We start from the raw sequence: 22,768 nt of genomic DNA, 5'->3' as shown, positions 1-22,768 counted from the left end.
CTCGGGCCGCGCTTAGCGGGCCTTCTTCTTGCCTGCGACGGTGCGCTTCGGGCCCTTGCGGGTACGGGCGTTGGTCTTGGTGCGCTGACCACGGACCGGGAGGCCACGACGGTGGCGGATGCCCTCGTAGGAGCCGATCTCGACCTTGCGGCGGATGTCTGCGGCGACCTCGCGGCGCAGGTCACCCTCCACCTTGTAGTTGCCTTCGATGTAGTCGCGGAGGGCGATCAGCTGGTCATCGCTGAGGTCCTTCACGCGGATGCTCTCGTCGATCTCCGTAGCCTTGAGGATCTCGACCGAGCGGGTACGGCCGACGCCGTAGATGTAGGTAAGGGCGATCACCACGCGCTTATCGCGCGGGATGTCAACGCCGGCAAGACGTGCCATGCGGTTCTCCTGAGTGTTGTGGAGGTGTGGAGCAGGATCGGTGCTCGGGCCTCCGCCCCGAGGTGTCCCCCACTCGCGTGGGATCTGATCCTGCCGTTGTGTGTATTGAGTTGTGAGTCAGATCCGAAGAGTCCGTCGGCATCGCCGACGGGCGCTCAGCCCTGGCGCTGCTTGTGGCGCGGGTTGCTCTTGCAGATGACCATGACGCGGCCGTGACGGCGGATCACCTTGCAGTGATCGCACATGGGCTTGACGCTGGGGTTGACCTTCATGATGTGTCCTATTCGCTGTCTTCACCGGGCAGGCTGAGTGCCTGGGGTGTTACTTCTCGACCGATCAGCGGTAGCGGTAGACGATTCGTCCGCGGGTCAGGTCGTAGGGGCTGAGCTCCACGACCACACGGTCTTCGGGGATGATGCGGATGTAGTTCTGCCGCATCTTGCCTGAGATCGTTGCAAGGACCTTGTGTCCGTTGGAGAGCTCAACGCGGAACATCGCGTTGGGCAGAGCCTCGGAGATCACGCCCTCGATCTCGATGACACCGTCTTTCTTAGCCATAGCCTCGCTGACGCTTCTGCAGACCGGTCGATCTGCGGTGGGTGATTGGATTGCGATACCTCTGCCGATTCAGACACGCCGAATCAAGGCGCAAGGCACCAAGGATCTATGTTATCCGACAACGGGAGTTCCGGCAACCTGAGCAGAATGCCGGAACTCCCGTTGATCGGACCAGACGGGATCAGCCGAGGATCTTGGCGAACTCCGCCTCGATCTCGCTGTTCTCGATGCGGTTCCCGTTGACCTCGACGGTCGGGGTTCCGGTGATCTCGTGCGCCTTCGTCTGCGAGTCGGCGAACTTGTTGTAGGTGCCGTCGGCGATGCAGTCAGCCGCGGCGCCTGCTCCGGCCTGCTCGGCGAGCGCGCTCAGCTCCTCGACGCTGAGACCGGCCGAGTTCTCCTCCGGCTGGTTCGCGAAGAGCAGGTTGAAGTAGTCGAGAGTCGAATCGGGAGCCTCGGCGGCGACGCAGTACATCGAGCCGGCGGACAACGAGGAGTACTCCCCCGTCGTCGAGTAGCGGTTGAGGATCGACACCGGGTGGATGTTCAGCGTGATCTTGTCGTCGGCGGCTGCCGCCTGCAGCTGCTCGCCGTAGACGTCCTCGAACTGCCCGCAGACGGGGCACATGAAGTCGACGTAGGTGTCGATCTCGTCCTCGCCCGACCCGAACGAGATGGCGCCGGTCTCCTCGTTCACGATCGAGCTCTGCGGGGCCGTGCCCGGGGAGGTCGCCTGGTTGTTCAGGAACACGACGACGAAGGCCAGAACGGCCAGCACGACCACCACTGCCGCCGAGACGCCGATCACGAACCAGTTGGTGTTGCTCTTCGCGGCTGCCATTGCTTTCCGTTTCTGTCGCGGTCCGCCGATGGCGGACCCGGCTTGAAGTCCTCGGGCGCACGCGCACCCATACACCCATTGTGCCTGGAGAAACCTATGCGCACGTTGTGATCGAGCGCTGGATCGCCGATCGCGCCGTGACCGACAGCGCCGGCTTCAGGCGATCGGGGTCGGCGTCACGCCGAACGGGGCGAGACCGGCCGCTCCCCCGTCTGCCGCGGTCAGCACCCAGATCCCATCCGCGTGCAGTGCGACGCTGTGCTCCCAGTGCGAGCCGTCGGTGCCGTCGACCGTCGAGACGGTCCAGTCGTCGTCCTCGACGAAGGTCTCGTCGCTGCCGGCAGTGACCATGGGCTCGATCGCCAGCACGAGACCGGGCTTGACCTCGGCGCCCGGGTCGGGCGTGCGGTAGTTGAAGACGCTGGGCGCCTCGTGCATCTTGCGTCCGATGCCGTGGCCGACGTACTCGCGCAGGATGCCGTACGTCTCGCCGGAGACGGCTGACGGGCCCTGTGCCTCGATGTAACCCTGGATCGCGGCTCCGATGTCACCGAGGTGCGAAGCGGACGCCATGGCGGCGATCCCCGCCCACATCGAGCCCTCCGTGACCCGCGAGAGCTCCTCGCGCCGGGCGACCAGCTCGGGGCGCGTCTCATCAGGGACGACGACGGTGATGGCGCTGTCGCCGTTCCAGCCCTGGAACTGCGCGCCGCAGTCGATCGAGACGATGTCGCCTGCCTGAAGGACCCTCTCACCCGGGATGCCGTGGACGACCTCTTCGTTCACCGAGATGCAGGTGGTGTGCCGGTATCCGCGAACGAGCTGGAAGTTCGATTCCGCGCCACGGGCGAGGATCACACGGTTCGCTTCGGCGTCGAGCTCGAGAGTCGTGACACCGGGTCGTATCAGCGGCCGCACGGCGTCGAGCGCAGCCGCCGTGATGAGACCGGGCTCCACCATCGCGCGCAGCTGAGCCGCGCTCTTGTAGATCGACTTGCGGAACATCGTTCGGTGATCAGGCCGCGAGGCGCAGACCGCGTGCGGTCAGCGCCGCGAACACGCGCTCGGTGATCTCGTCGAGCGAGCCCACGCCGTCGATGCGGTCGACGATCCCACGGGGGCCGTAGACCTCGAGGATCGGGGCCGTCTCGTGCTCGTAGATGTCGAGACGGTGTGCGATCGCCTCATCCGTGTCATCCGAGCGACCCTGCTCCGCTGCACGGAGCTTGAGACGCTCGATGCTCTCTTCGCGCGGGACGTCGAGCAGGATGACGGCGTCGAGGGACTCCCCCCGGGCACCGAGGAACGCGTCGAGGTGCTCGACCTGCGCGGCATTGCGGGGGTATCCGTCGAGCAGGAAGCCCTTCGCTGCATCGTCCTGCGAGAGGCGATCGCGAACGATCTCGCTGGTGAGCTCGTCGGGAACGAGATCGCCCTTGTCGAGGATCGCCGTGACCTGCTGGCCGAGCGGCGTGCCCTCCTTGATGTTCGCGCGGAAGATGTCGCCCGTCGAGACGACCGGGATGCCGTAGGACTCTGCGATGCGGACGCCCTGCGTGCCCTTCCCCGAGCCCTGCGGACCGACGATGAGGAGACGAGCTGATCGAGTCATCGGAGGAGCCCTTCGTAGTGTCGCTGCTGCAGCTGTGCGTCGATCTGCTTGACCGTCTCGAGACCGACACCCACGATGATGAGGATCGAGGCGCCGCCGAACGGGAAGTTCTGGTTGGCGCCGACGGTGGCGAGAGCGATGAGCGGGATCAGCGCGATGAGGCCGAGGTAGATCGACCCGGGCAGCGTGATGCGCGTGAGCACGTAGTCGAGGTACTCGGCAGTCGGACGACCGGCACGGATGCCGGGGATGAACCCGCCGTACTTCTTCATGTTGTCGGCGACCTCGACCGGGTTGAAGGTGATCGCGACGTAGAAGTACGTGAAGCCGATGATCAGCAGGAAGTACACGGCCATGTAGATCGGGCTGTTGCCGGTCGTGAAGTTCGCGCTGATCCAGGTGACCCACGCTGCCGGCTCGGAGCCGTCCTGCGGGGTGTTGAACTGTGCGATGAGCGCCGGGATGTACAGCAGCGACGAGGCGAAGATCACGGGGATCACACCGGCCATGTTGACCTTGATCGGAATGTACGTGTTGGTGCCGCCGTAGGTGCGGCGACCGACCATGCGCTTGGCGTACTGCACCGGGATGCGGCGCTGGGACTGCTCGACGAAGACGACGAGGCCCATGACGATGATTCCCACCAGGAGCACCAGGAGGAAGACCTCGAAGCCCTTGCTCTCCCAGATGAGCCACATGGCTCCGGGGAACGTGGCGGCGATCGAGGTGAAGATGAGCAGCGACATGCCGTTGCCGATACCGCGCTCGGTGACGAGCTCTGCGAACCACATGATGAGGCCCGTGCCGGCGGTCATCGCCATGATGATGAGCAGCTGCGCCCACCACACGTCGTTGGTGAGGAGGTTCTGGCACGCGGCGATGTCGGTGGTGCCGAAGAGCTGACCGCTGCGGGCCACCGTGACCAGCGTCGTCGACTGCAGCAGTGCGAGAGCGATGGTGAGGTAGCGCGTGTACTGGGTCAGACGGGCCTGGCCGGCCTGGCCCTCTTTGTGCAGAGCCTCGAAGTGAGGGATGACCACGCGAAGGAGCTGGGTGATGATCGTCGCAGTGATGTACGGCATCACGCCGAGGGCGAAGATCGAGAGCTGGAGGAGCGCGCCACCCGAGAACAGGTTGACGAGTCCGAGGAGTCCCTCCGTCCCGGAGTTCAGCGCGAGGCACTCCTCGACGTTCGGGAAGTTCACGAACGGAGCAGGCACATTCGAGCCAAGCCGGTAGATGGCGACGATGGCGAGGGTGAAACCGATCTTCCGACGCAGGTCGGGCGTGCGGAAGATCCGCGCGATGGCGCTAAACAAGGACGTCCTCCTGAAAGGTTGCCGATCCCTGAAGGACGGCTGAAAGAACAGGCTAACCCATAAGAGGGGCCGGAGAATCTCCGACCCCTCTCATGAAGTGGTTACTTGACGGATCCGCCAGCCGCCACGATCTTCTGCTCGGCGGAACCCGAGACCTTGTCGACCGCGACGGTGAGCTTCACGGCGATGTCGCCGTCTCCGAGAACCTTGACCTTCTCGTTCTTGCGAACGGCACCCTTGGCGACCAGGTCGCTGATGGTGACGTCGCCACCTGTGGGGTACAGCTCCGCGAGCTTCTCCAGGTTCACGACCTGGTACTCGACGCGGAACGGGTTCTTGAACCCGCGCAGCTTCGGGGTGCGCATGTGCAGAGGCATCTGCCCACCCTCGAAGCCGACGCGAACGGTGTTGCGAGCCTTCGTGCCCTTGGTACCGCGACCCGCGGTCTTACCCTTGGAGCCCTCACCGCGACCGACACGGGTCTTCGCGGTGTTGGATCCGGGGACCGGACGCAGGTGGTGCACCTTCAGCACGCCGGGGCGGGATGCCGGAGCATCCTTCTTCGGCGCAGCCTTCTTGGCAGCCGGCTTCTTGACGGCGTCGGCCTTGGCCTCGGTCGCCTTCGCCGGTGCCTTCTTGGCGGCGGGCTTCTTCTCGGCTGCGGCCTTGGGAGCGGCAGCCTTCTTCGGGGCCTTCTCGGCGCCTGCGGCTTCGTTCTTCTCAGCCATTAGTCGATCTCCTCAACCTTGACGAGGTGGGCGACGGTCTTGACGTAACCGCGCGTCTGCGCGTCGTCGGGGCGAACGGTGCTGTCACCGATTCGCTTCAGACCGAGGCTGCGCAGCGTGTCACGCTGGTTCTGCTTCTCGCTCACCTTGGACTTGACCTGCGTGACCTTCAGGCGCGCAGCCATCAGGCACCTACCTTCTGTGCGGCGATGGCGTCAGCCTCCGCACGGACGAGACGCGCGGGTGCGACCTGGTCGAACTCGAGGCCACGACGTGCGGCGACCGCACGGGGCTCCTCGAGCATCTTCAGGGCCGTCACCGTCGCGTGCACGATGTTGATCGTGTTCGACGAGCCGAGCGACTTCGACAGCACGTCGTGGATGCCGGCGCACTCGAGCACGGCGCGAACCGGACCACCGGCGATGACACCGGTACCGGCAGCGGCCGGACGGAGCAGGACGACGCCTGCTGCGGCCTCACCCTGCACGGGGTGCGGGATGGTGCTGCCGACGCGCGGAACGCGGAAGAAGTTGCGCTTGGCCTCTTCGACACCCTTCGAGATCGCCAGAGGGACCTCGCGGGCCTTGCCGTAGCCGACGCCCACCAGACCGTTGCCGTCGCCGACGACCACGAGAGCGGTGAAGCTGAAGCGACGACCACCCTTCACGACCTTCGAGACGCGGTTGATGGTGACCACGCGCTCGAGGAACTGGTTGTCCCCACGGTCGCGGGAGTTGCGGTCACGGCCACCCTGGTTGCGGTCGCTACGGCCGCCACGGCGGTTGTCGCGCTGAGACGGCTCAGCCTGCGTGGTGCCGGTGGCAGTCTCGGAAGTGGCAGCTGCCGCTTCGGTCACTTCGTTCTCCTTGTTGTCACTCACAGTGCCAGACCCCCTTCGCGGGCGCCGTCGGCGATGGCGGCGACACGACCGGCGTAGCGGTTTCCGCCACGGTCGAACACTGCCTCGGAAACGCCGGCAGACTTCGCACGCTCGGCGAGAAGCTCGCCGACCTTGCGGGCCTTGGCGGTCTTGTCACCCTCGAGCGAACGCAGGTCGGTCTCGAGCGTCGATGCCGACGCGACGGTGTGACCCTTGCTGTCGTCGACAAGCTGCACGAAGACGTGGCGAGCCGAGCGGTTGACGACGAGACGCGGACGCGCCTCGGTGCCGACGACCTTCTTGCGAAGGCGGGCATGACGACGCGCGCGGGCGTCAGACTTTGACTTGAGAGCCATGGTTACTTACCACTCTTTCCGGCCTTGCGACGCACGACCTCGCCGGCGTAACGCACGCCCTTGCCCTTGTACGGCTCGGGCTTGCGGATCTTGCGGATGTTCGCAGCTGCCTCGCCGACAGCCTGCTTGTCGATACCACTGACGGTGAGCTTGTTGGTGCCCTCGACCGTGAGCGTGATACCGGCGGGCGGGTCGATGAGGACCGGGTGCGAGAAGCCGAGGGCGAACTCGACCGAGCTGCCCTTCTGAGCGACACGGTAACCGGTTCCGACGACCTCGAGACCCTTGGTGTAGCCCTGGGTCACGCCGATGATGTTGTTGTTGATGAGCGTGCGGGTCAGGCCGTGAAGCGACCGGGACTCACGCTCGTCGTCGGGACGGGTCACGAGAACCTGGTTCTCCTCGACCGCGACCTCGATGGGCTTGGCGACCGTCAGGGTGAGCTCACCCTTGGGGCCCTTCACCGCGACCTCACGGCCGTCGACCGAGATGGTCACGCCCGCGGGAACGTCGATGGGAAGTCGTCCAATACGCGACATTTTCGATTACCACACGTAGGCGAGAACTTCTCCGCCCACGCCCTTCTGCTCTGCCTGACGGTCAGTGAGGAGACCGGAGGAGGTGGACAGGATGGCCACGCCGAGTCCGCCGAGGACCCTGGGCAGCTCGGTGGACTTCGCGTAGACGCGGAGGCCGGGCTTCGACACGCGCTTGATGCCCGCGATCGAACGCTCACGGTTGGGGCCGTACTTCAGCTGCAGGGTGAGGTTCGATCCGACGCGAGCGTCAGTCGTCTCCCATCCAGCGATGTAGCCCTCCTGCTGGAGGATCTCGGCGATGTGCGTCTTGAGCTTGCTCGACGGCAGGGTCACGGAGTCGTGATGCGCCGAGTTCGCGTTGCGCAGACGGGTCAGCAGATCTGCGACCGGGTCTGTCATTGTCATTGTTGTTTTCCTTTGTTCATGAGGTTCCGGCTGCCGTTACACGACAGACGGCCTGCGATGACACGCAATCTTCAATTGTACGGGATCGGGCGGGGCGCTGTGCGCCCCGCCCGAAACCGCTTACGCCTGGGCGTCTTCCGTACGGAAGGGGAAGCCGAGGTGACGAAGAAGCGCGCGACCTTCGTCGTCCGTCTTCGCGGTGGTGACGACGGTGATGTCGAAACCGCGAACCCGGTCGATCTTGTCCTGATCGATCTCGTGGAACACGCTCTGCTCCTGGAGACCGAAGGTGTAGTTGCCGTTTCCGTCGAACTGCTTGCCCGAGAGGCCGCGGAAGTCGCGGATACGGGGCAGAGCGAGCGAGACGAGACGGTCCAGGAACTCCCACGCACGGTCACCGCGGAGGGTGACGTGTGCGCCGATGGCCTGGCCCTCGCGCAGCTTGAACTGCGCGATCGACTTGCGAGCCTTCGTGACGAGCGGCTTCTGACCGGTGATCTTGGTGAGATCGTCGATCGCGCCGTCGATCACCTTGCTGTCGCGGGCCGCTTCACCGACACCGGTGTTCACGACGACCTTGACCAGACCGGGGATCTGCATCACGTTGGTGTAGCCGAACTCATCCTGCAGCTTCTGCTGGATCTCGGCCTTGTACTTCGCCTTCAGGCGGGGCTGGATCTTGCCAGCCACCGCAGCGTCGGTGGTTGCCATCAGAGGTCCTTACCTGACTTCTTCGCGTACCGCACACGGACGGTGCGCTTGACGCCGTCCTTGGTCTGCTCTTCGACCCGGTGGCCGACCTTGGTCGGCTTCTTGGTCGAGGGGTCGACGAGTGCGACGTTCGAGATGTGGATGGAGGCCTCGACAGTCTCGAGGCCGCCCGTCTTGGTGCCACGCTGCGTCTGTCCGACGCGCGTGTGCTTGGTGACGTAGTTCACGCCTTCGACGATGACGCGGTTCTTGTCGGACAGGATCTCGAGGACCTTGCCCTGCTTGCCGCGGTCGCCGCCACGCTCCTGCGTGGCTCCGGTGATGACCTGAACCAGGTCACCCTTCTTGATCTTCGCCATGACTTAAATAACCTCCGGCGCCAGCGAGACGATCTTCATGAACTTCTTGTCACGAAGCTCGCGACCGACCGGTCCGAAGATACGGGTGCCGCGGGGCTCCCCGTCGTTCTTCAGGATCACGGCGGCGTTCTCGTCGAACTTGATGTACGAGCCGTCGGGACGACGCGTGGACTTGACCGTGCGGACGATGACGGCCTTGACCACATCGCCCTTCTTGACGTTGCCGCCCGGGATCGCGTCCTTGACGGTCGCGACGATCGTGTCACCGAGTCCGGCGTAACGACGGCGCGAGCCGCCGAGCACACGGATGGTGAGCAGTTCCTTCGCGCCGGTGTTGTCGGCGACCTTGAGGCGGGATTCCTGCTGGATCACTTGGCCTTCTCCAGAATCTCCACCAGACGCCAGCGCTTCGTGGCGCTGAGCGGGCGGGTCTCGTTGATCAGGACGAGGTCGCCGATGCCGGCGGAGTTCGCCTCATCGTGCGCCTTGACCTTCGAGGTGCGGCGGATGACCTTGCCGTAAAGCGGGTGCTTCACGCGGTCCTCGACCTCGACCACGATGGTCTTGTCCATCTTGTCGCTGATGACGTAGCCACGACGCGACTTGCGGTACCCACGGGCATCCGCATCGCGAACATCGTGCTCTGCGTGCTCAGCCTCGACGGCAGCTTCCTTCTTGGTGGCCATCACTCAGCCTCTTCCTTCACGGCGTCGTCAGCGGAGTCCGCCTTCTTCGCCTTCGACTTGGTCGCCTTCTTGGCCGGAGCCTCGACCGGAGCGGGCGTCGCACGGATGCCCAGCTCGCGTTCGCGGATCACGGTGTACAGGCGCGCGATGTCGCGCTTGACGGCGCGGATGCGGCCGTGGCTCTCCAGCTGGCCGGTGGCCGACTGGAAACGGAGGTTGAACAGCTCCTCCTTGGCCTTACGCAGCTCCTCAACGAGGCGCTGGTCTTCGAACGTGTCGAGCTCTGCCGGAGCGAGCTCCTTGGTGCCGATCGCCATTACGCGTCGCCCTCCTCGCGCTTGATGATGCGTGCCTTCAGCGGCAGCTTGTGGATTGCTCGGGTGAGGGCCTCGCGAGCGAGCTCCTCATTGACGCCTGCGACCTCGAAGAGGACGCGACCCGGCTTGACGTTGGCGACCCACCACTCGGGGGAACCCTTACCGGAACCCATGCGGGTCTCGGCAGGCTTCTTGGTGAGGGGGCGGTCGGGGTAGATGTTGATCCACACCTTTCCACCACGCTTGATGTGACGCGTCATCGCGATACGAGCGGACTCGATCTGACGGTTGGTCACGTAAGCGGGGGTGAGGGCCTGGATGCCGAAGTCGCCGAAGGAGACCTTCGTGCCACCGGTGGCCTGGCCATCACGCTTGGGGTGATGCTGCTTGCGGTACTTGACCTTGCGGGGAATAAGCATCAGGCAGACGCTCCTTCTGCGACAGGGGCCTCGTTGCGCGGCGCGCGGCGGCGGTCGCCACCACGGTCGTCACGACGGGACTTCGGGGCGTTGGCCTGCTCGCGAGCAAGCTCCTTGTTGGTCAGGTCACCCTTGTAGATCCAGACCTTCACGCCGATGCGGCCGAAGGTGGTCTTCGCCTCGTAGAAGCCGTAGTCGATGTTCGCGCGCAGCGTGTGCAGCGGCACACGACCCTCGCGGTAGAACTCCGAGCGGCTCATCTCGGCGCCGCCGAGGCGGCCGGAGACCTGGATGCGGATGCCCTTGGCGCCAGCGCGCTGCGCGCCCTGGAGACCCTTGCGCATCGCACGACGGAACGCCACGCGAGCAGACAGCTGCTCGGCGATGCCCTGTGCGACGAGCTGAGCGTCAGCCTCGGGGTTCTTGACCTCGAGGATGTTCAGCTGGATCTGCTTGCCCGAGAGCTTCTCGAGGTCGCCGCGGATGCGCTCGGCCTCGGCGCCACGACGACCGATCACGATGCCCGGACGGGCGGTGTGGATGTCGACGCGGACGCGGTCACGGGTGCGCTCGATCTCGATGTTCGAGACACCGGCGCGGTCGAGCTGCGTCTTCAGCAGGTTGCGGATCTTGATGTCCTCGGCGACGTAGTCGGCGTAACGCTGACCCGGCTTCGTCGAGTCCGAGAACCAACGCGACACGTGGTCCGTGGTGATGCCGAGGCGGAAGCCGTACGGGTTTACTTTCTGTCCCATTACTTGCTCGCCTTCTTGTTGCTGTCGCTTGCAACGGCCGGAGCCGCCTCAGGCGTCGAGAGCACGACCGTGATGTGGCTCGTGCGCTTCTTGATCTGGAAAGCGCGACCCTGTGCACGAGGCTGGAAACGCTTGAGCGTCGTCCCCTCGTCTACGTAGGCGTTAGCCACGTACAGGTCCTGCTCGTCGAGGTACTCGCCGTCACGATCCGCCTTGACCTGTGCGTTGGCCATGGCCGACGCGACAAGCTTGTAGATCGGCTCACTGGCGCTCTGCTGTGCGAACTTCAGGATCGCCAGAGCCTCCTGGGCCTGCTTGCCCTTGATGAGCGCGACGACACGACGAGCCTTCTGAGGGGTCACGCGGATGTGTCGCACGCGTGCGATGGACTCCACCATTTCTCTCTCCTCTATCGCCACCGCGTCAGCGGCGGCGGCCCTTCTTGTCGTCCTTCTCGTGGCCGCGGAAGGTGCGGGTGGGCGCGAACTCGCCCAGTTTGTGGCCGACCATGGTCTCGGACACAAACACGGGGATGTGCTTGCGACCGTCGTGGACCGCGATCGTGTGACCCAGCATGGCCGGGATGATCATGGACCGGCGAGACCAGGTCTTGATGACGTTCTTGGTGCCGGCTTCGTTCTGCACGACCACCTTGCGAAGCAGGTGATCGTCGACGAAGGGGCCCTTCTTAAGACTGCGAGGCATCTTCTCTTACTCCTACTTACGCTTCTTGCCGGCGTTACGACGACGCACGATGTACTTGTCGCTTTCCTTGTTGGCGTGACGGGTGCGACCCTCAGCCTGGCCCCACGGGGAGACGGGGTGACGTCCACCGGACGTCTTGCCCTCACCACCACCGTGCGGGTGGTCGACCGGGTTCATCGCGACACCACGGACGGTCGGGCGGACGCCCTTCCAGCGCATGCGGCCGGCCTTGCCCCAGTTGATGTTCGACTGCTCGGCGTTGCCGACCTCGCCGATGGTCGCGCGGCAGCGCGCATCGACGTTGCGGATCTCGCCCGAGGGCAGACGCAGCTGGGCGAAGTTGCCATCCTTGGCCACGAGACGGACGGATGCACCGGCCGAACGTGCCATCTTCGCGCCGCCACCGGGACGGAGCTCGATCGCGTGGATGACGGTACCCGTCGGGATGTTCTTCAGCGGGAGGTTGTTGCCCGGCTTGATGTCGGCACCAGCACCCGACTCGACGACGTCGCCCTGCTTCAGCTTCGCCGGCGCGAGGATGTAGCGCTTCTCGCCGTCGAAGTAGTGCAGCAGCGCGATGCGTGCCGTGCGGTTGGGGTCGTACTCGATGTGAGCGACGCGGGCGTCGACGCCGTCCTTGTCATTGCGACGGAAGTCGATGACACGGTACTGGCGCTTGTGGCCACCACCGATGTGACGGGTCGTGATGCGGCCCTGGTTGTTGCGACCACCGGTCTTCGAGAGCGGGCGCAGCAGCGACTTCTCCGGCGTCGATCGGGTGATCTCGGCGAAGTCAGCCACCGACGAGCCGCGACGGCCCGGGGTCGTGGGCTTGTACTTGCGAATAGCCATTATTGTCCTTATCCCCCGGATCAGCCGATTGCCGTGAAGATGTCGATGGTGCCCGACTTCAGGGTCACGATGGCGCGCTTGGTGTCCTTGCGCTTGCCGGTGCCGAAGCGGGTGCGACGAGCCTTGCCGACGCGGTTGAGGGTGTTGACCCCTGCGACCTTGACGCCGAAGATCTTCTCGATGGCGAGCTTGATCTCGGTCTTCGAAGCGCGCGGGTCCACGAGGAAGGTGTACTTACCCTCGTCGATGAGACCGTAGCTCTTCTCGGACACGACCGGCTTCAGGATGACGTCGCGCGGGTCCTTGTTCAGGGCCGTCTGGAGAACAGATGCCTGCTCGCTCATGCGGAGACCTCCTGGTTGGCGCCGGACTTCGAGGCGATGAAGCCCTCGATCGCGGCCTGGGTGAAGACGATGTCGTCGGAGACGAGAACGTCGTAGGCGTTGAGCTGGTCGAACGTCAGAACGTGAACGTTGCTGAGGTTGCGGATGCTCTTGAGCGCGAGCTCGTCGTTGCGCACGATGACGACCAGGACGTTCTTCGACGTGGCGACCTGCGAGAGGAAGCTCACGGCTGCCTTCGTCGAGGGGGCGCCATCGGTGCCGAACGTGTCGATCACGTGCAGACGGTCCCCGCGGAAGCGATCGCTGAGTGCACCACGGAGGGCTGCGGCGATCATCTTCTTGGGGGTGCGCTGCGAGTAGTCGCGCGGCTTGGGGCCGTGCACGATTCCACCACCGGTCATGTGCGGCGCGCGGATCGAGCCCTGACGGGCGTTACCCGTGCCCTTCTGCTTGAAGGGCTTGCGGCCTGCACCCGAGACCTCACCGCGACGCTTGGTCGAGTGGGTTCCCTGGCGAGCCGCCGCGAGCTGCGCGACGACGACCTGGTGGATGAGCGGGATGTTCGTCTTGGCGTCGAACAGTTCGGCGGGAAGCTCGATCGAGCCAGCCTTCTTGCCGTCTGCCTTGAGGACGTCAAGCGCGAGAGTGGAGTCAGCCATGATCAGGCACCCTTCACTGCGTTGCGGACGTAGACGATGCGACCACGAGCACCGGGGACGGCGCCCTTGACGAGCAGCAGACCCTTCTCGATGTCGACGGCGTGCACCGTGAGGTTGAGGACGGTCACGCGCTCGCCACCCATACGGCCGGCCATGCGCATGCCCTTGAAGACGCGGCTCGGGGTCGACGATGCGCCGATGGAGCCGGGCTTGCGGTGGTTGCGGTGCGAACCGTGCGAAGCCGAGACGCCCTTGAAGTTGTGACGCTTCATGACACCGGCGAAGCCCTTGCCCTTGCTCGTGCCGACGACGTCGACGAGCTGGCCGGCTTCGAAGGTGCCGTCGACCGTGAGCTCCTGGCCCAGCGAGTAGTCAGCGGCATCCGCGGTGCGGATCTCGGTGACGTGACGACGCGGCGTGACGCCGGCGGCCTCGAAGTGAGCGGTCAGCGGCTTGTTCACCTTGCGCGGGTCGATCTGACCGTACGCGATCTGCACGGCGTTGTAGCCGTCCTTCTCGGGGGTACGGATCTGCGTGACCACGTTCGAGGCGAGCTCGATGACGGTGACGGGAACGAGCTTGCCGTTCTCGTTCCACACCTGGGTCATGCCGAGCTTGGTGCCGAGCATGCCCTTGGAAATCTTGGAGTTGATGTCAACCATGTCCGACCTCAGAGCTTGATCTCGATGTTGACATCGGCAGGCAGGTCGAGACGCATCAGCGAGTCGACAGCCTTCGGCGTCGGGTCGACGATGTCGATCAGACGCTTGTGGGTGCGCATCTCGAAGTGCTCGCGGCTGTCCTTGTACTTGTGGGGCGACCGGATGACGCACACGACGTTCTTCTCGGTCGGAAGGGGCACGGGGCCGACGACTGTTGCGCCCGCACGGGTCACGGTGTCGACGATCTTGCGTGCGGACGTGTCGATGACCTCGTGGTCATACGACTTCAGGCGAATGCGGATCTTCTGTCCCGCCATTGTCTGCTCTCTCTCTTTAAGCGTCTTACCGACCTGGGCCGGGTGACCCAGGGGCATTGGACGCACGTCGGCGCTGTTCGCGCCTCGGCACTCGAACGGCTCTCGCGAGTCGATCTGCTGCACCACTGTTCTGCTGTCATCCCGCACGCCTCGGCGAGCGGATGTCCGACCTCCGCCGCGCACGGCGAAGCCCTCGTGATGAAGATGTCGGGATCGTTCTGCCACCCGCGGCCTAGGTCCCTGCGCGTCTGCGCCGCCTATGCACTGTCGTGATGGTGATCCGGCTGACGCTGAGCGCGCCGGAATGTCGAACCTGTCTATTCTGCCACGGCCGATTTCACTTGCGCAAACCCGGGCGTGTCGCAGTCGCTGAGCATCCCCTGAGTGCGCACCCCAGCCGTCGGATCGGCGCCTCTGATCGACGCCGCCGACGACCCCTCAGCGCGCTGAGGAGAGCGGGGCGAGGCATCCCCATGCCTCGCCCCGCTTGGGGAGGGCGTTCAGTGCGAGGGGGCACACCGAACGCGAGGACTCCGGCGTGAAGGGACGCCGGGTTCCTCGACCGAGGGCGCGGCGAAGAGACCGCCGCGCGGGCGGGAAGACGTCTGAGCGCACAGAGTGCGCGCGTCGCACGATGATCCCCAAAATCGTTATCCCCAGTTTGACGCGGCGAACCGCGTGAATTCGGGAAGTCGAACCCCTTCGACATCCCTGATCGCAAGTTCCCCAGGCGATCGTCATCCATTCTAAGGGGACCCGGACGTGAAACGCGATACCGGCGGGCCGAATACTTGGTGCCGCACGCAGAGGAGCGGCGACTCCCCCGTGGGGGGAATCGCCGCTCTGCGTCTCAGACGCGTGGTCTCACTCGTTGCCGACGGCCTTGTCGGCGCTGTCGCGGATCTCGTCGATCTTGTCAGCGGCACCCGGTGCGATCTTCTTGGCGAAGTCGGCGACGCCGTCGAGCACCTTGTCGCTGATGTCTTCCGCCTGCTCGCTCTTCACTGCCTCGGCGATCTTGTCCTTGTTCTGCTCGTACAGATCCTTGCCCTTGTTGACAGTCTCATCGATACCCATGCGGGCCCCCTTGTGTGCGATCAGTGCGACGGATCCCCGACGCACGTTCATTCTGCACGCAACGGGTGGTCGGCGGAAGACGCATCCGGGCCGGTCTAGGACAACCAGTAGTTCTTCTTGACGGTCACTTCCTGCACGATGATCCCGGTGTTCAGCGCGCGGATCTCAGCGAAGAGGCGCACCGGACCGGAGAGGAAGTACGGCAGCGAATACTGTCCGTAAGTCGGCGAGTTGGGGGCCTCCGCTCTGGTGACCGGGACTTCGAACGGCGGCTGCGGCGCGCTGGCGATCGGGGCTCCGCTGGAATTCAGAGTCTCGGCGACGATGCGCAGTTGGAAGCCCTTCGTCACCTTGGCCGTCGTCAGGTAGATCGCGACGTCACCGGTCTCTTTGACCGTCGCACTGCTGTGCGCCAGCCAGTACAGATCTGCGGCCACCGGGATCCTGGTCCAGATCCCCCTCGGCACGACGGCGTTCCACTGGTAAGTGCTCGACTGATGGATGGGCACGGGGTCCTCCGATGGTGGCTTGATGGGACCGCCTTCGACGTAGTTCTCGAAGTCGACCGAGTTGGTGAACCCGAGCTGGAGCGGTGTTCCGCCGATCCAGAGGGACACATGGACGTGTGGGCCGTAGCCCGTCTCGCTTCCGAAACCGGACGCACCCGAATAGGCGATCAGCTGTCCGCGCGAGACGCGTGCACCCAGCGGCACCGTGCTCGACTGCAGGTGCAGGTAGCGGATGTAGTTGCCGTCGTCCGTCCGCAACGCCAGGTAGCGCCCGGTCGCCGTCGTCGTGGAGTCCTTGCGATCGACGATGACCCCACTGGTGGCCGCGCGGATCGGCGTGCCCCGGACGACCGCGTAGTCGGTGCCCGGCTCGCCCGACGGCGGATTCCGATTCTTGTGCCCCATCCACGAGCTCGAGATCGGCACGATCCCGCACGGTCGCAGGTACGTTCCCTCGGCGCTCGCACGAAGGGTCGGAGAGAAGAACTCCCACCCCACCGCGGCCGCGCCGAGCACGAAACCGGTGCCGAGAAGCACTCCCCTGCGAGAGACGAACGACTGCGTCGCGTCGGTCGACGAGGGCTCGGAGTCCCCCGCGTCGCACACTAGCGATCGCCGCCTTCGTTCTCGCCGCGGATGAGGTTCTGGATCTGTTCCTCGGGCAGGGGCTCGAGAGATGCCGAGGACATGCCGAGCTGAGGCGCGGAGGCCGATCCCCCGATCGTGCATTGAGCCTGAGCCTCGAGGCCCGAGGCCTGTGCGGGGACCAGGACGAGCCATTCCGGAGACACCAGCCGGTGCTCGATGCGTGTCTTCTCGGCGGAGAAGACGACGTCGGCAGGGAATGCCGAGAGGGTCGCGTCGACACAGATCTGCGCCAGCTCCTCACCGGAGAACTCGCCGAACTCCGCCGATGACGTCGGCGTCGGAGTCGGTGTCGACGTCGGGGTCGGTGTCTCCGACCCGGTTTCGGTCGCCGACGGCGCGGGCTCTGCGCTCGATGTGGGCACGGGGCTCGACGCGCCCGGCAGCGAGGCACAGCCCGAGACGCCACCGATCAGGACGACGACAGCCAGAGCACTCGCGGCTACATGCCGGGCAAGGGGGGATCTCATGATTCTGAATGTACCGAGCGACGCCGCGCAGCCCTGGATACGACGCGGACAGTCGCCGCGAATGTCGTCGTACGGACGTCAGTGCGCACTCGCACCGGGGGCTACCACGGCACGGATGGTGCGGAAGAGAATGATGAGATCCTGGATGAGCGACCAGTTCTCGACGTAGTACAGGTCGAGTCGGATCGTCTCCTCCCACGAGAGCGACGAGCGTCCGCTCACCTGCCACAGTCCGCTCATACCGGGCTTCACCAACAGGCGACGATGGGCGAAGTCGTCGTACAGCGCGACCTCGGAAGCGCGCTGCGGGCGAGGCCCCACGAGGCTCATGTCCCCGAGGAACACGTCGATCAGCTGCGGCAGCTCGTCGATCGAGTGCTTGCGGAAGAAGCGTCCCACTCTGGTGATCCGGGGATCGTCGTTGATCTTGAACAGCGGCGTTCCACCGTCGCCCTGAAGATCGAGCAGCGTCGCCAACTGATCGTCGGCGTCGGCGACCATCGATCGGAACTTGCGCATGCCGAAGGTCTTCCCACCCCGACCGATGCGCTCCTGGTGATAGAAGATGCTTCCCGGGCCTTCGATGCGGATCGCGATGGCCGCGACGAGGAAGACCGGCGAGAGGAGGACCAGCAGCAACGAGGATCCGACGATGTCGAACGCGCGCTTGAGGAACCGCTTGGAGCCCTCCATCCGAGGGAAGTCGACGTGCACGAGAGGCAGGCCGGCAACCGGCGTCGCGTGCATGCGGGGTCCGGCGATGTCGGTCAGCACCGGAGCCATGATGAGCTGGATGTCCCGGTCGGACACCGAGTAGCCCAGCCGACGCATCGTCAGCGGATCGAGGTCGTCGGAGCCGACGATGATCAGCGCGTCGAAGCGCACCTCGTCGAGCACCTTCTCGACGTTCGCGATGTCCCCCAGCACCTCGAAGCCCGAGATGTCTGCCGCCGACGTGTTCTCGGTGATCACGCCGACGATCTCGTACCCGCTGCTCTTCGCCCGCCGGATCTCGCGCGCGACGAGGGCGACCTTCGACGGCTCGCCGATGACCACCGCCCTGTGCAGATACTGGCCGGTCTTCTGCCGCCCCCTCAACCATTGGCGACACATCCATCGCGACATGAGGAGAAGCACCAGGCCGAGCGGGAAGACGACCGCGACGAGCGCCCTCGACAGCTCCATCCCGAGGAAGAACGCGATCGCGACGGTGACGGCGAACACCGCGACCGAGGCGTTCACGATGCGACGGTATTCGTCAGCCCCGTGCCCGACCGTGTGGCGGTCGCGCGAATCCGTGACGTCGAGCGCGACCAGCCAGAGGAATCCGATCGCGCCCAGCACCACGAGATACGAGACGCGAGGACCGCCGGGCCAGGACACACCGGTGAGCAGCCCGGGAAGGACGACTATCGAGGATACGACCAGCGTGACCAGGACCACGATCACGTCGTTGTAGAAGAGACGGCTCGCGTAGAGCCGAGTCCAGGCGACCCGCCGCGCCTTCTTCGCGCGCACCGGAGTCGTCTCCGACGGCTCGCGTGACGAGCCGGAGCCACCGTGCTCGAGCTGAACGACGACGACTCTCACCCCCCTTGACTGTGCTGACGCCAGAACGGGAGCAAGTATATCGGTCTCGGAAGCCCCGGAATCCGGGGCCTCCGAGCACGTCAGCCTGCGCAGTCGTCGGTGACCACGGGCTTCGTGCCGTTGACCATCGGGTTCGTCCGCACCGCGAGCGGGCCGTAATCACCGCTCGGTCCGACGAATGTGGCCGTCACGTCGACCGAGTCTCCCGGATCGAACCACGCTTCGAATGCGACGACGGGGCGTCCGAGATCGTCGATGTCGCGGTGGGCGATCGATACCTCGTCGCCGTTGAACGTCGCGTCGCTGAGAGTAGTCCCCGGAGGCCCGTAGACATAGATCGTGTCTCGGAAGCGGGCGCCGAAGGTCATACTCTGCACGTACCGCGGCAGAGCCTCGGCCTGGCGCTGCGTGAGTGGTAGACCGAGCGACGCAGTCGCGGTGAAGGTGGCGGTGTCGGCCTCGCAGGTGGCCGTGGCGCTCGTCGCCGTCTCGGTGAAGTAGTCGATCTTCGAGCCGTTGGTGTTGTTGAAGTAGATGCCCATGGTCGTCGTGTCGGAGTTCACGGTGGGGAGCACACCACTGATCCTGGCGCCTTCGATCGCCTCGGCGACCTGCGAGTCATCGCTCCAGACCAGCACGCTGCCCTGTGACGCACTTTCCGTGATCGCCCACATCATGTCCTTGAGATCGAAGTCGCCGGCGGCGATCGCTTCGAAGACAGCGGCCGCCGTATCGGCGAAGAACCCGTCGACGAGGTCGGGCTCCTTGTACGAATCCCAGCGGCCGTAGACCTCGCTGAGAAGCAGAGAGACGGCGTTGTCCTCCGAGAGCATCTCGCCGGAGGACAGCTCGATGGGGCCGGTCGCCTTTAGGATCCGAGACAGGGCGAGGGGGTCGATCGAGATGACGCCGGCGATCTCATCGTCGGCGATGTCCCGCTGCCACCATGCGCGCATGATCTTCGCCGCCGTCGGGAAGTCGGGGCGACTCATGCTCGTGTTGATGTGATCGACCAGGTAGCTCGTGTACAGATCGATGGCGCTCTGCGGGACATCGACGTCGACGGCGACGCCGTTCTGATAGTTGCCGCTGTCGCCTTGTCCCCCGATGGCGATCGAGCCGGCATCGACGCGCACGAGGGTCTGGGCCGCCGCGCTGCCTCCGAGGGCGAGGGTCTCCGCATTGTTCTGGAAGACGAGCAGGTAGTTGCGCTCCCCGTCCCCTCCGAGCAGCGTCGGGAGAGCGGCGATCATCGGCGCCGCGGACCCCATGACCTCGTCGACCTTGTCGACGCCGTCACGCACGACGGAGACGAGGAACGGCGACTTCGAGACGGAATCCAGCCCATCGGCGAGCTCAGTGATGTTCTTCGCCTGGTCGTCGGTGGCGGCGAGAAGCCGCTCGGTGATCGAGCCGGTCGAGTCCTCGTCACCCATCACGGGCAGCGCGACGTCATTGACGAGCGTGTCGAGCGACTGTGCCGAGAGACGCACACCCTTGAGGTTGTCGCCCAGGACGGGGATCCACTCCATGACCCACCACACCGGATCGGAGGCCGCTGCTCCGGCACTGGCGGCACTTTCGGACAGGTCGGGAAGCACCGCATCGACGTCACCGCCGTCCTGGATCTCAGCGATGAGCGCCTGGCTCTCGACGAGGCCGTCCTTCACCGTGATGGCTCGCAGGCCCACCCAGCACACCGCGATGAGGAACGCGATGATGACCACGATGACGATCGCCCAGATCCGCCGTCGGCGCCGCTGGCGGCCCGAGCTCGGGTTGTCGATGACCTTCGCATCCTGACGGTCTGCGCTCATGAAGGACTTGCCTCTCGTGCTGGATTGATCTGGGGAATTGTACCTGCGGCCCCTGAGGCCGCCGTCGACTGCCTCACTCCACCGCGGAGGTGATGAACACCGGAGACGGGCCGAGAGTCAGCGTGACTTCGCCGTCCTCGGGCTCGAACGACTGCGAGAGGCCTGACATGTCCGTGACGGTCAGTGGCGCATCCGATGCGAAGGTGCGCTGGACCTCGCCCTGCGCCGCCCAGGCGATTCGGGTCTCGTCATCTCCGGCTCCGAAGACCTGGACCGTGCTCGTATCGTCGGATTCGTCGGTGGTGAATGCCTTGTCGCGAAGCTGCGTGATCATCAGCGCCTGGGCGAAAGCACCCGGCTTCGGCGCCAACGCCACCACGTTCGCGCGCGGTGCGTGCTCGTAGAGTCCGAAGTTCGCCTCGCCTGCCGCGGGATCGGGCGTGTCGTTGACCAGGTCGTACCAGAAGTACTTCTCGACCCCGTTCGCGAAGGCCAGCGCCTCATTGCGAACCATCATCTGTCCCTGCTCGAGCGCGGAGACGCCGTCGTAGTGCGTCGGGAAGCCCATCTCGGTGACCCACACCGGCCGGGTCTCCCCCGCCGCCTCCTGCATGTCGGCATACGACTGCTGCACGGTGCCGGCGATCAGATCGGCGTCGCGATTGATCCACGACTCGTATGGGTGATAGCTCGCAGCATCGGTCACGGCCATCCCACCCGCCTGCCAGAACCCGACGAACCAGTCACGGTCGTAGAGGGCCGTGGATCCCGTGACGATCGGGAGGTCGGGGTACGCGGTGCTGACGTGGTCGCGAACGGACTGCGCGATCGGGACGTAGCACGCGGGCGCCGAACCGCAGGCCGTGTCATTCTCTCGGTGATTGAACTCGTTGAGCACCTCGAGGCCGACGAGGTCGAACCTGTCAGCGACGGCCTTCGCATAGGCGCCGTAGGCCTGGATCGCGGCCTCGTCGCCTGGCGCCTTCCTGGCGCCGTAGAGTCGGTTGCCGTACACGACGAGGCCCAGCAGCTTCACGTCGTTCGCGTGCATGCGCTCGAACTCGCGTACGTAATTCTGGTCCCACGCGTACTGGCCGGCCACCTTCTCGTTGCGCTCCCACGAGATGTCGTTGCGCACCTCGGCGAAGCCGATGGCGGCCGCCAGCGAGCCGGTGCCGACGAAGGCCTCCTTCTCGACGTGCGCGCCGACACCGAAGCGTCCGTCCTGCGCCACGGAGAAGCCGTCGGCGTCGATCACGGCGACGTCCGTCTGGACCTGGAGGCCCGCGGCGTCGCTGATCGCGACGGTGTAGTGCCCCTGCGGCACGCCTGCCAGCGGCAGCGCGGACAGCGGTCCGCTCGAGTTCGACTCGCCGGTGATCGGATCGCCGCCGGACGTCGACGTCGCGCTCCACTGCACGGCACCCTCGGCGAGCGAGACGGCGAGCAGAGCGGATTCGTCGGTCATCACGAGGGAGTCGTTGACGATGCCCGCCGACGTCTGCACGGCCTCGAACGAGCCGTTCGGGACGAGATTGTCGCCGCCGTCCGCCGCGATGGACACGTCGTCGATGCCGAAACCGCGCACAGCGCCCGAGAGCACGACGTCGAACGTGGATGCGACAGCCTGGTCGGCGGCGGTCGTGAACGGGAACTCGATCGTCTCCCACTCCGCATCCAGCTCGGGAAGAGTGAAGGTCTGACCAGCCGCGGTCAGCCGGACGCCGCTCTCGACCTTCTCCTCGGCGAGGACTCGCGCAGAGACGCTGAGCGTGTAGTCGGTGCTGGGCGCGAGAGCGACGGGAGCGGATGCGGCGACGATGTCGGCATCGTCGGCCGGAGCATCCACACGCAGCGATACAGCACCCTCTGCGGTGTCACCGACTTCGGGAAGCACCGTGCCGACGACCGTGCGGTCCGCGAGTGTCCATCCGTCGATCGACGCCCGCGCGACGTTCGTGACGGGTACCTCGGCCGGCGGATCGGACACGACCGGCGTCGGAGAGGCCTCGGGCGATGCCTCTGATTGCGGCTGAGGCTGAGGCTGCTGTCCCGCGATCACCATCGCTGCGGCAGCACCGCCTCCGACCAGAAGCACGGCGACCGCGCTCGCGATGATGATCGTCTTCTTCCTCGCGCGCAGAGCCATCATGTCTTTCCCCCCAAGTGTCCGATTCCCAACATATCGGGTCGAGTCGAAACGAACCTGACAGCCGTCGCGGCCGTGTGCGCGGAACTTCCCTAGACTC

The 22,768-nt window shown here is 65.4% G+C and carries 33 protein-coding genes; all 33 read right to left on the bottom strand.

All coding sequences use genetic code 11. The annotated features are described in order from the left end of the window. Positions 1-12: 12 nt before the first annotated feature. The 33 genes from rpsM to BEP68_RS13795 all read right to left on the bottom strand — a co-directional run bounded on the left by rpsM (position 13) and on the right by BEP68_RS13795 (position 22,671). Positions 13-387: a 30S ribosomal protein S13 gene (gene rpsM, locus BEP68_RS13955; protein ID WP_047524098.1), complete on the bottom strand. Its 375-nt coding sequence runs from the start codon at positions 385-387 to the stop codon at positions 13-15. Between the two features lie 155 nt (positions 388-542). Beyond that, positions 543-659 (bottom strand): 50S ribosomal protein L36, encoded by a 117-nt coding sequence (gene rpmJ, locus BEP68_RS13950; protein ID WP_033106073.1) that lies wholly within the window; start codon positions 657-659, stop codon positions 543-545. 64 nt (positions 660-723) lie between these two features. Then, positions 724-945, bottom strand: a complete 222-nt coding sequence (gene infA, locus BEP68_RS13945; RefSeq protein ID WP_017201569.1) for a translation initiation factor IF-1 — start codon at positions 943-945, stop codon at positions 724-726. Positions 946-1,126: 181 nt separating this feature from the next. Further along, a complete protein-coding gene (locus BEP68_RS13940; protein ID WP_053097471.1) occupies positions 1,127-1,786 on the bottom strand; it encodes a DsbA family protein in 660 nt (219 codons plus the stop codon). A 156-nt stretch (positions 1,787-1,942) separates the two neighbouring features. Further along, positions 1,943-2,791 (bottom strand): type I methionyl aminopeptidase, encoded by an 849-nt coding sequence (map, locus tag BEP68_RS13935; RefSeq protein ID WP_072591669.1) that lies wholly within the window; start codon positions 2,789-2,791, stop codon positions 1,943-1,945. A 10-nt stretch (positions 2,792-2,801) separates the two neighbouring features. Beyond that, complete coding sequence (locus BEP68_RS13930) at positions 2,802-3,398, bottom strand: adenylate kinase (RefSeq protein WP_053097473.1); 597 nt, start codon at positions 3,396-3,398, stop codon at positions 2,802-2,804. Then, complete coding sequence (gene secY, locus BEP68_RS13925) at positions 3,395-4,717, bottom strand: preprotein translocase subunit SecY (RefSeq protein WP_053097474.1); 1,323 nt, start codon at positions 4,715-4,717, stop codon at positions 3,395-3,397. Before secY ends, BEP68_RS13930 begins: the two co-directional genes overlap by 4 nt. 101 nt (positions 4,718-4,818) lie before the next feature. Further along, positions 4,819-5,445 carry a 50S ribosomal protein L15 gene (rplO, locus tag BEP68_RS13920; RefSeq protein WP_072591670.1) on the bottom strand — a complete coding sequence of 209 codons (627 nt, stop codon included), beginning with the start codon at positions 5,443-5,445 and terminating at the stop codon, positions 4,819-4,821. Next, entirely contained in the window at positions 5,445-5,630 is a 186-nt protein-coding gene (rpmD, locus tag BEP68_RS13915; RefSeq protein WP_042538783.1) for a 50S ribosomal protein L30, read from the bottom strand. Before rpmD ends, rplO begins: the two co-directional genes overlap by 1 nt. Then, positions 5,630-6,325, bottom strand: coding sequence for a 30S ribosomal protein S5 (gene rpsE / locus BEP68_RS13910; protein WP_072591671.1), 696 nt, complete (start codon positions 6,323-6,325; stop codon positions 5,630-5,632). The genes rpmD and rpsE overlap by 1 nt, the downstream gene beginning before the upstream one ends. Beyond that, positions 6,322-6,681 carry a 50S ribosomal protein L18 gene (gene rplR, locus BEP68_RS13905; protein ID WP_053097476.1) on the bottom strand — a complete coding sequence of 120 codons (360 nt, stop codon included), beginning with the start codon at positions 6,679-6,681 and terminating at the stop codon, positions 6,322-6,324. The genes rpsE and rplR overlap by 4 nt, the downstream gene beginning before the upstream one ends. Positions 6,682-6,683: 2 nt before the next feature. Continuing rightward, the gene (gene rplF, locus BEP68_RS13900; protein ID WP_053097477.1) at positions 6,684-7,220 is read right to left on the bottom strand and encodes a 50S ribosomal protein L6; all 537 of its coding nucleotides are present in this window, start codon (positions 7,218-7,220) and stop codon (positions 6,684-6,686) included. Positions 7,221-7,226: 6 nt separating this feature from the next. Continuing rightward, positions 7,227-7,625 carry a 30S ribosomal protein S8 gene (rpsH, locus tag BEP68_RS13895; protein WP_045253835.1) on the bottom strand — a complete coding sequence of 133 codons (399 nt, stop codon included), beginning with the start codon at positions 7,623-7,625 and terminating at the stop codon, positions 7,227-7,229. 120 nt (positions 7,626-7,745) lie between these two features. Then, the gene (gene rplE / locus BEP68_RS13890) at positions 7,746-8,336 is read right to left on the bottom strand and encodes a 50S ribosomal protein L5 (protein ID WP_053097478.1); all 591 of its coding nucleotides are present in this window, start codon (positions 8,334-8,336) and stop codon (positions 7,746-7,748) included. Next, positions 8,336-8,695, bottom strand: a complete 360-nt coding sequence (rplX, locus tag BEP68_RS13885) for a 50S ribosomal protein L24 (protein ID WP_045253837.1) — start codon at positions 8,693-8,695, stop codon at positions 8,336-8,338. The genes rplE and rplX overlap by 1 nt, the downstream gene beginning before the upstream one ends. 3 nt (positions 8,696-8,698) lie before the next feature. After that, the gene (gene rplN / locus BEP68_RS13880) at positions 8,699-9,067 is read right to left on the bottom strand and encodes a 50S ribosomal protein L14 (protein WP_053097479.1); all 369 of its coding nucleotides are present in this window, start codon (positions 9,065-9,067) and stop codon (positions 8,699-8,701) included. Beyond that, the gene (gene rpsQ, locus BEP68_RS13875; protein WP_053097480.1) at positions 9,064-9,381 is read right to left on the bottom strand and encodes a 30S ribosomal protein S17; all 318 of its coding nucleotides are present in this window, start codon (positions 9,379-9,381) and stop codon (positions 9,064-9,066) included. The genes rplN and rpsQ overlap by 4 nt, the downstream gene beginning before the upstream one ends. Continuing rightward, complete coding sequence (gene rpmC / locus BEP68_RS13870) at positions 9,381-9,698, bottom strand: 50S ribosomal protein L29 (protein ID WP_017829202.1); 318 nt, start codon at positions 9,696-9,698, stop codon at positions 9,381-9,383. Before rpmC ends, rpsQ begins: the two co-directional genes overlap by 1 nt. Next, complete coding sequence (rplP, locus tag BEP68_RS13865; protein WP_053097481.1) at positions 9,698-10,117, bottom strand: 50S ribosomal protein L16; 420 nt, start codon at positions 10,115-10,117, stop codon at positions 9,698-9,700. The genes rpmC and rplP overlap by 1 nt, the downstream gene beginning before the upstream one ends. Further along, the gene (gene rpsC, locus BEP68_RS13860) at positions 10,117-10,872 is read right to left on the bottom strand and encodes a 30S ribosomal protein S3 (protein WP_042538759.1); all 756 of its coding nucleotides are present in this window, start codon (positions 10,870-10,872) and stop codon (positions 10,117-10,119) included. Before rpsC ends, rplP begins: the two co-directional genes overlap by 1 nt. Then, positions 10,872-11,270, bottom strand: a complete 399-nt coding sequence (rplV, locus tag BEP68_RS13855) for a 50S ribosomal protein L22 (protein ID WP_187250331.1) — start codon at positions 11,268-11,270, stop codon at positions 10,872-10,874. Before rplV ends, rpsC begins: the two co-directional genes overlap by 1 nt. Positions 11,271-11,295: 25 nt before the next feature. Next, complete coding sequence (gene rpsS / locus BEP68_RS13850; protein WP_017829205.1) at positions 11,296-11,577, bottom strand: 30S ribosomal protein S19; 282 nt, start codon at positions 11,575-11,577, stop codon at positions 11,296-11,298. A 12-nt stretch (positions 11,578-11,589) separates the two neighbouring features. Then, positions 11,590-12,429, bottom strand: coding sequence for a 50S ribosomal protein L2 (gene rplB / locus BEP68_RS13845; RefSeq protein WP_053097483.1), 840 nt, complete (start codon positions 12,427-12,429; stop codon positions 11,590-11,592). A 20-nt stretch (positions 12,430-12,449) separates the two neighbouring features. Beyond that, on the bottom strand, positions 12,450-12,773 hold the full coding sequence (gene rplW / locus BEP68_RS13840; RefSeq protein WP_053097484.1) for a 50S ribosomal protein L23: 324 nt from the start codon (positions 12,771-12,773) through the stop codon (positions 12,450-12,452). Next, a complete protein-coding gene (gene rplD, locus BEP68_RS13835) occupies positions 12,770-13,432 on the bottom strand; it encodes a 50S ribosomal protein L4 (protein ID WP_053097485.1) in 663 nt (220 codons plus the stop codon). Before rplD ends, rplW begins: the two co-directional genes overlap by 4 nt. 2 nt (positions 13,433-13,434) lie before the next feature. After that, positions 13,435-14,094, bottom strand: coding sequence for a 50S ribosomal protein L3 (gene rplC / locus BEP68_RS13830; RefSeq protein ID WP_053097486.1), 660 nt, complete (start codon positions 14,092-14,094; stop codon positions 13,435-13,437). 8 nt (positions 14,095-14,102) lie between these two features. Beyond that, positions 14,103-14,411, bottom strand: coding sequence for a 30S ribosomal protein S10 (gene rpsJ, locus BEP68_RS13825; protein WP_017201594.1), 309 nt, complete (start codon positions 14,409-14,411; stop codon positions 14,103-14,105). A gap of 864 nt (positions 14,412-15,275) precedes the next feature. Continuing rightward, positions 15,276-15,488, bottom strand: coding sequence for a hypothetical protein (locus tag BEP68_RS13820; protein WP_053099214.1), 213 nt, complete (start codon positions 15,486-15,488; stop codon positions 15,276-15,278). 95 nt (positions 15,489-15,583) lie between these two features. Further along, positions 15,584-16,603 (bottom strand): M23 family metallopeptidase, encoded by a 1,020-nt coding sequence (locus BEP68_RS13815; RefSeq protein WP_187250330.1) that lies wholly within the window; start codon positions 16,601-16,603, stop codon positions 15,584-15,586. Further along, entirely contained in the window at positions 16,603-17,112 is a 510-nt protein-coding gene (locus tag BEP68_RS18260) for a hypothetical protein (RefSeq protein WP_187250329.1), read from the bottom strand. Before BEP68_RS18260 ends, BEP68_RS13815 begins: the two co-directional genes overlap by 1 nt. Before the next feature lie 78 nt (positions 17,113-17,190). Then, on the bottom strand, positions 17,191-18,702 hold the full coding sequence (locus BEP68_RS13805) for a sugar transferase (RefSeq protein ID WP_315985317.1): 1,512 nt from the start codon (positions 18,700-18,702) through the stop codon (positions 17,191-17,193). A gap of 80 nt (positions 18,703-18,782) precedes the next feature. After that, complete coding sequence (locus BEP68_RS13800) at positions 18,783-20,519, bottom strand: DUF4012 domain-containing protein (RefSeq protein WP_056279744.1); 1,737 nt, start codon at positions 20,517-20,519, stop codon at positions 18,783-18,785. Between the two features lie 73 nt (positions 20,520-20,592). Next, positions 20,593-22,671, bottom strand: a complete 2,079-nt coding sequence (locus BEP68_RS13795) for a glycosyl hydrolase (RefSeq protein WP_187250328.1) — start codon at positions 22,669-22,671, stop codon at positions 20,593-20,595. Positions 22,672-22,768 lie beyond the last annotated feature (97 nt).

The organism is Microbacterium sp. 4-7 (assembly GCF_014332665.1).
In the GTDB taxonomy this organism is placed as follows: domain Bacteria; phylum Actinomycetota; class Actinomycetes; order Actinomycetales; family Microbacteriaceae; genus Microbacterium.
Note: the sequence above shows the minus strand (reverse complement) of the source record. Positions and strands in the feature narration are given on the sequence as shown.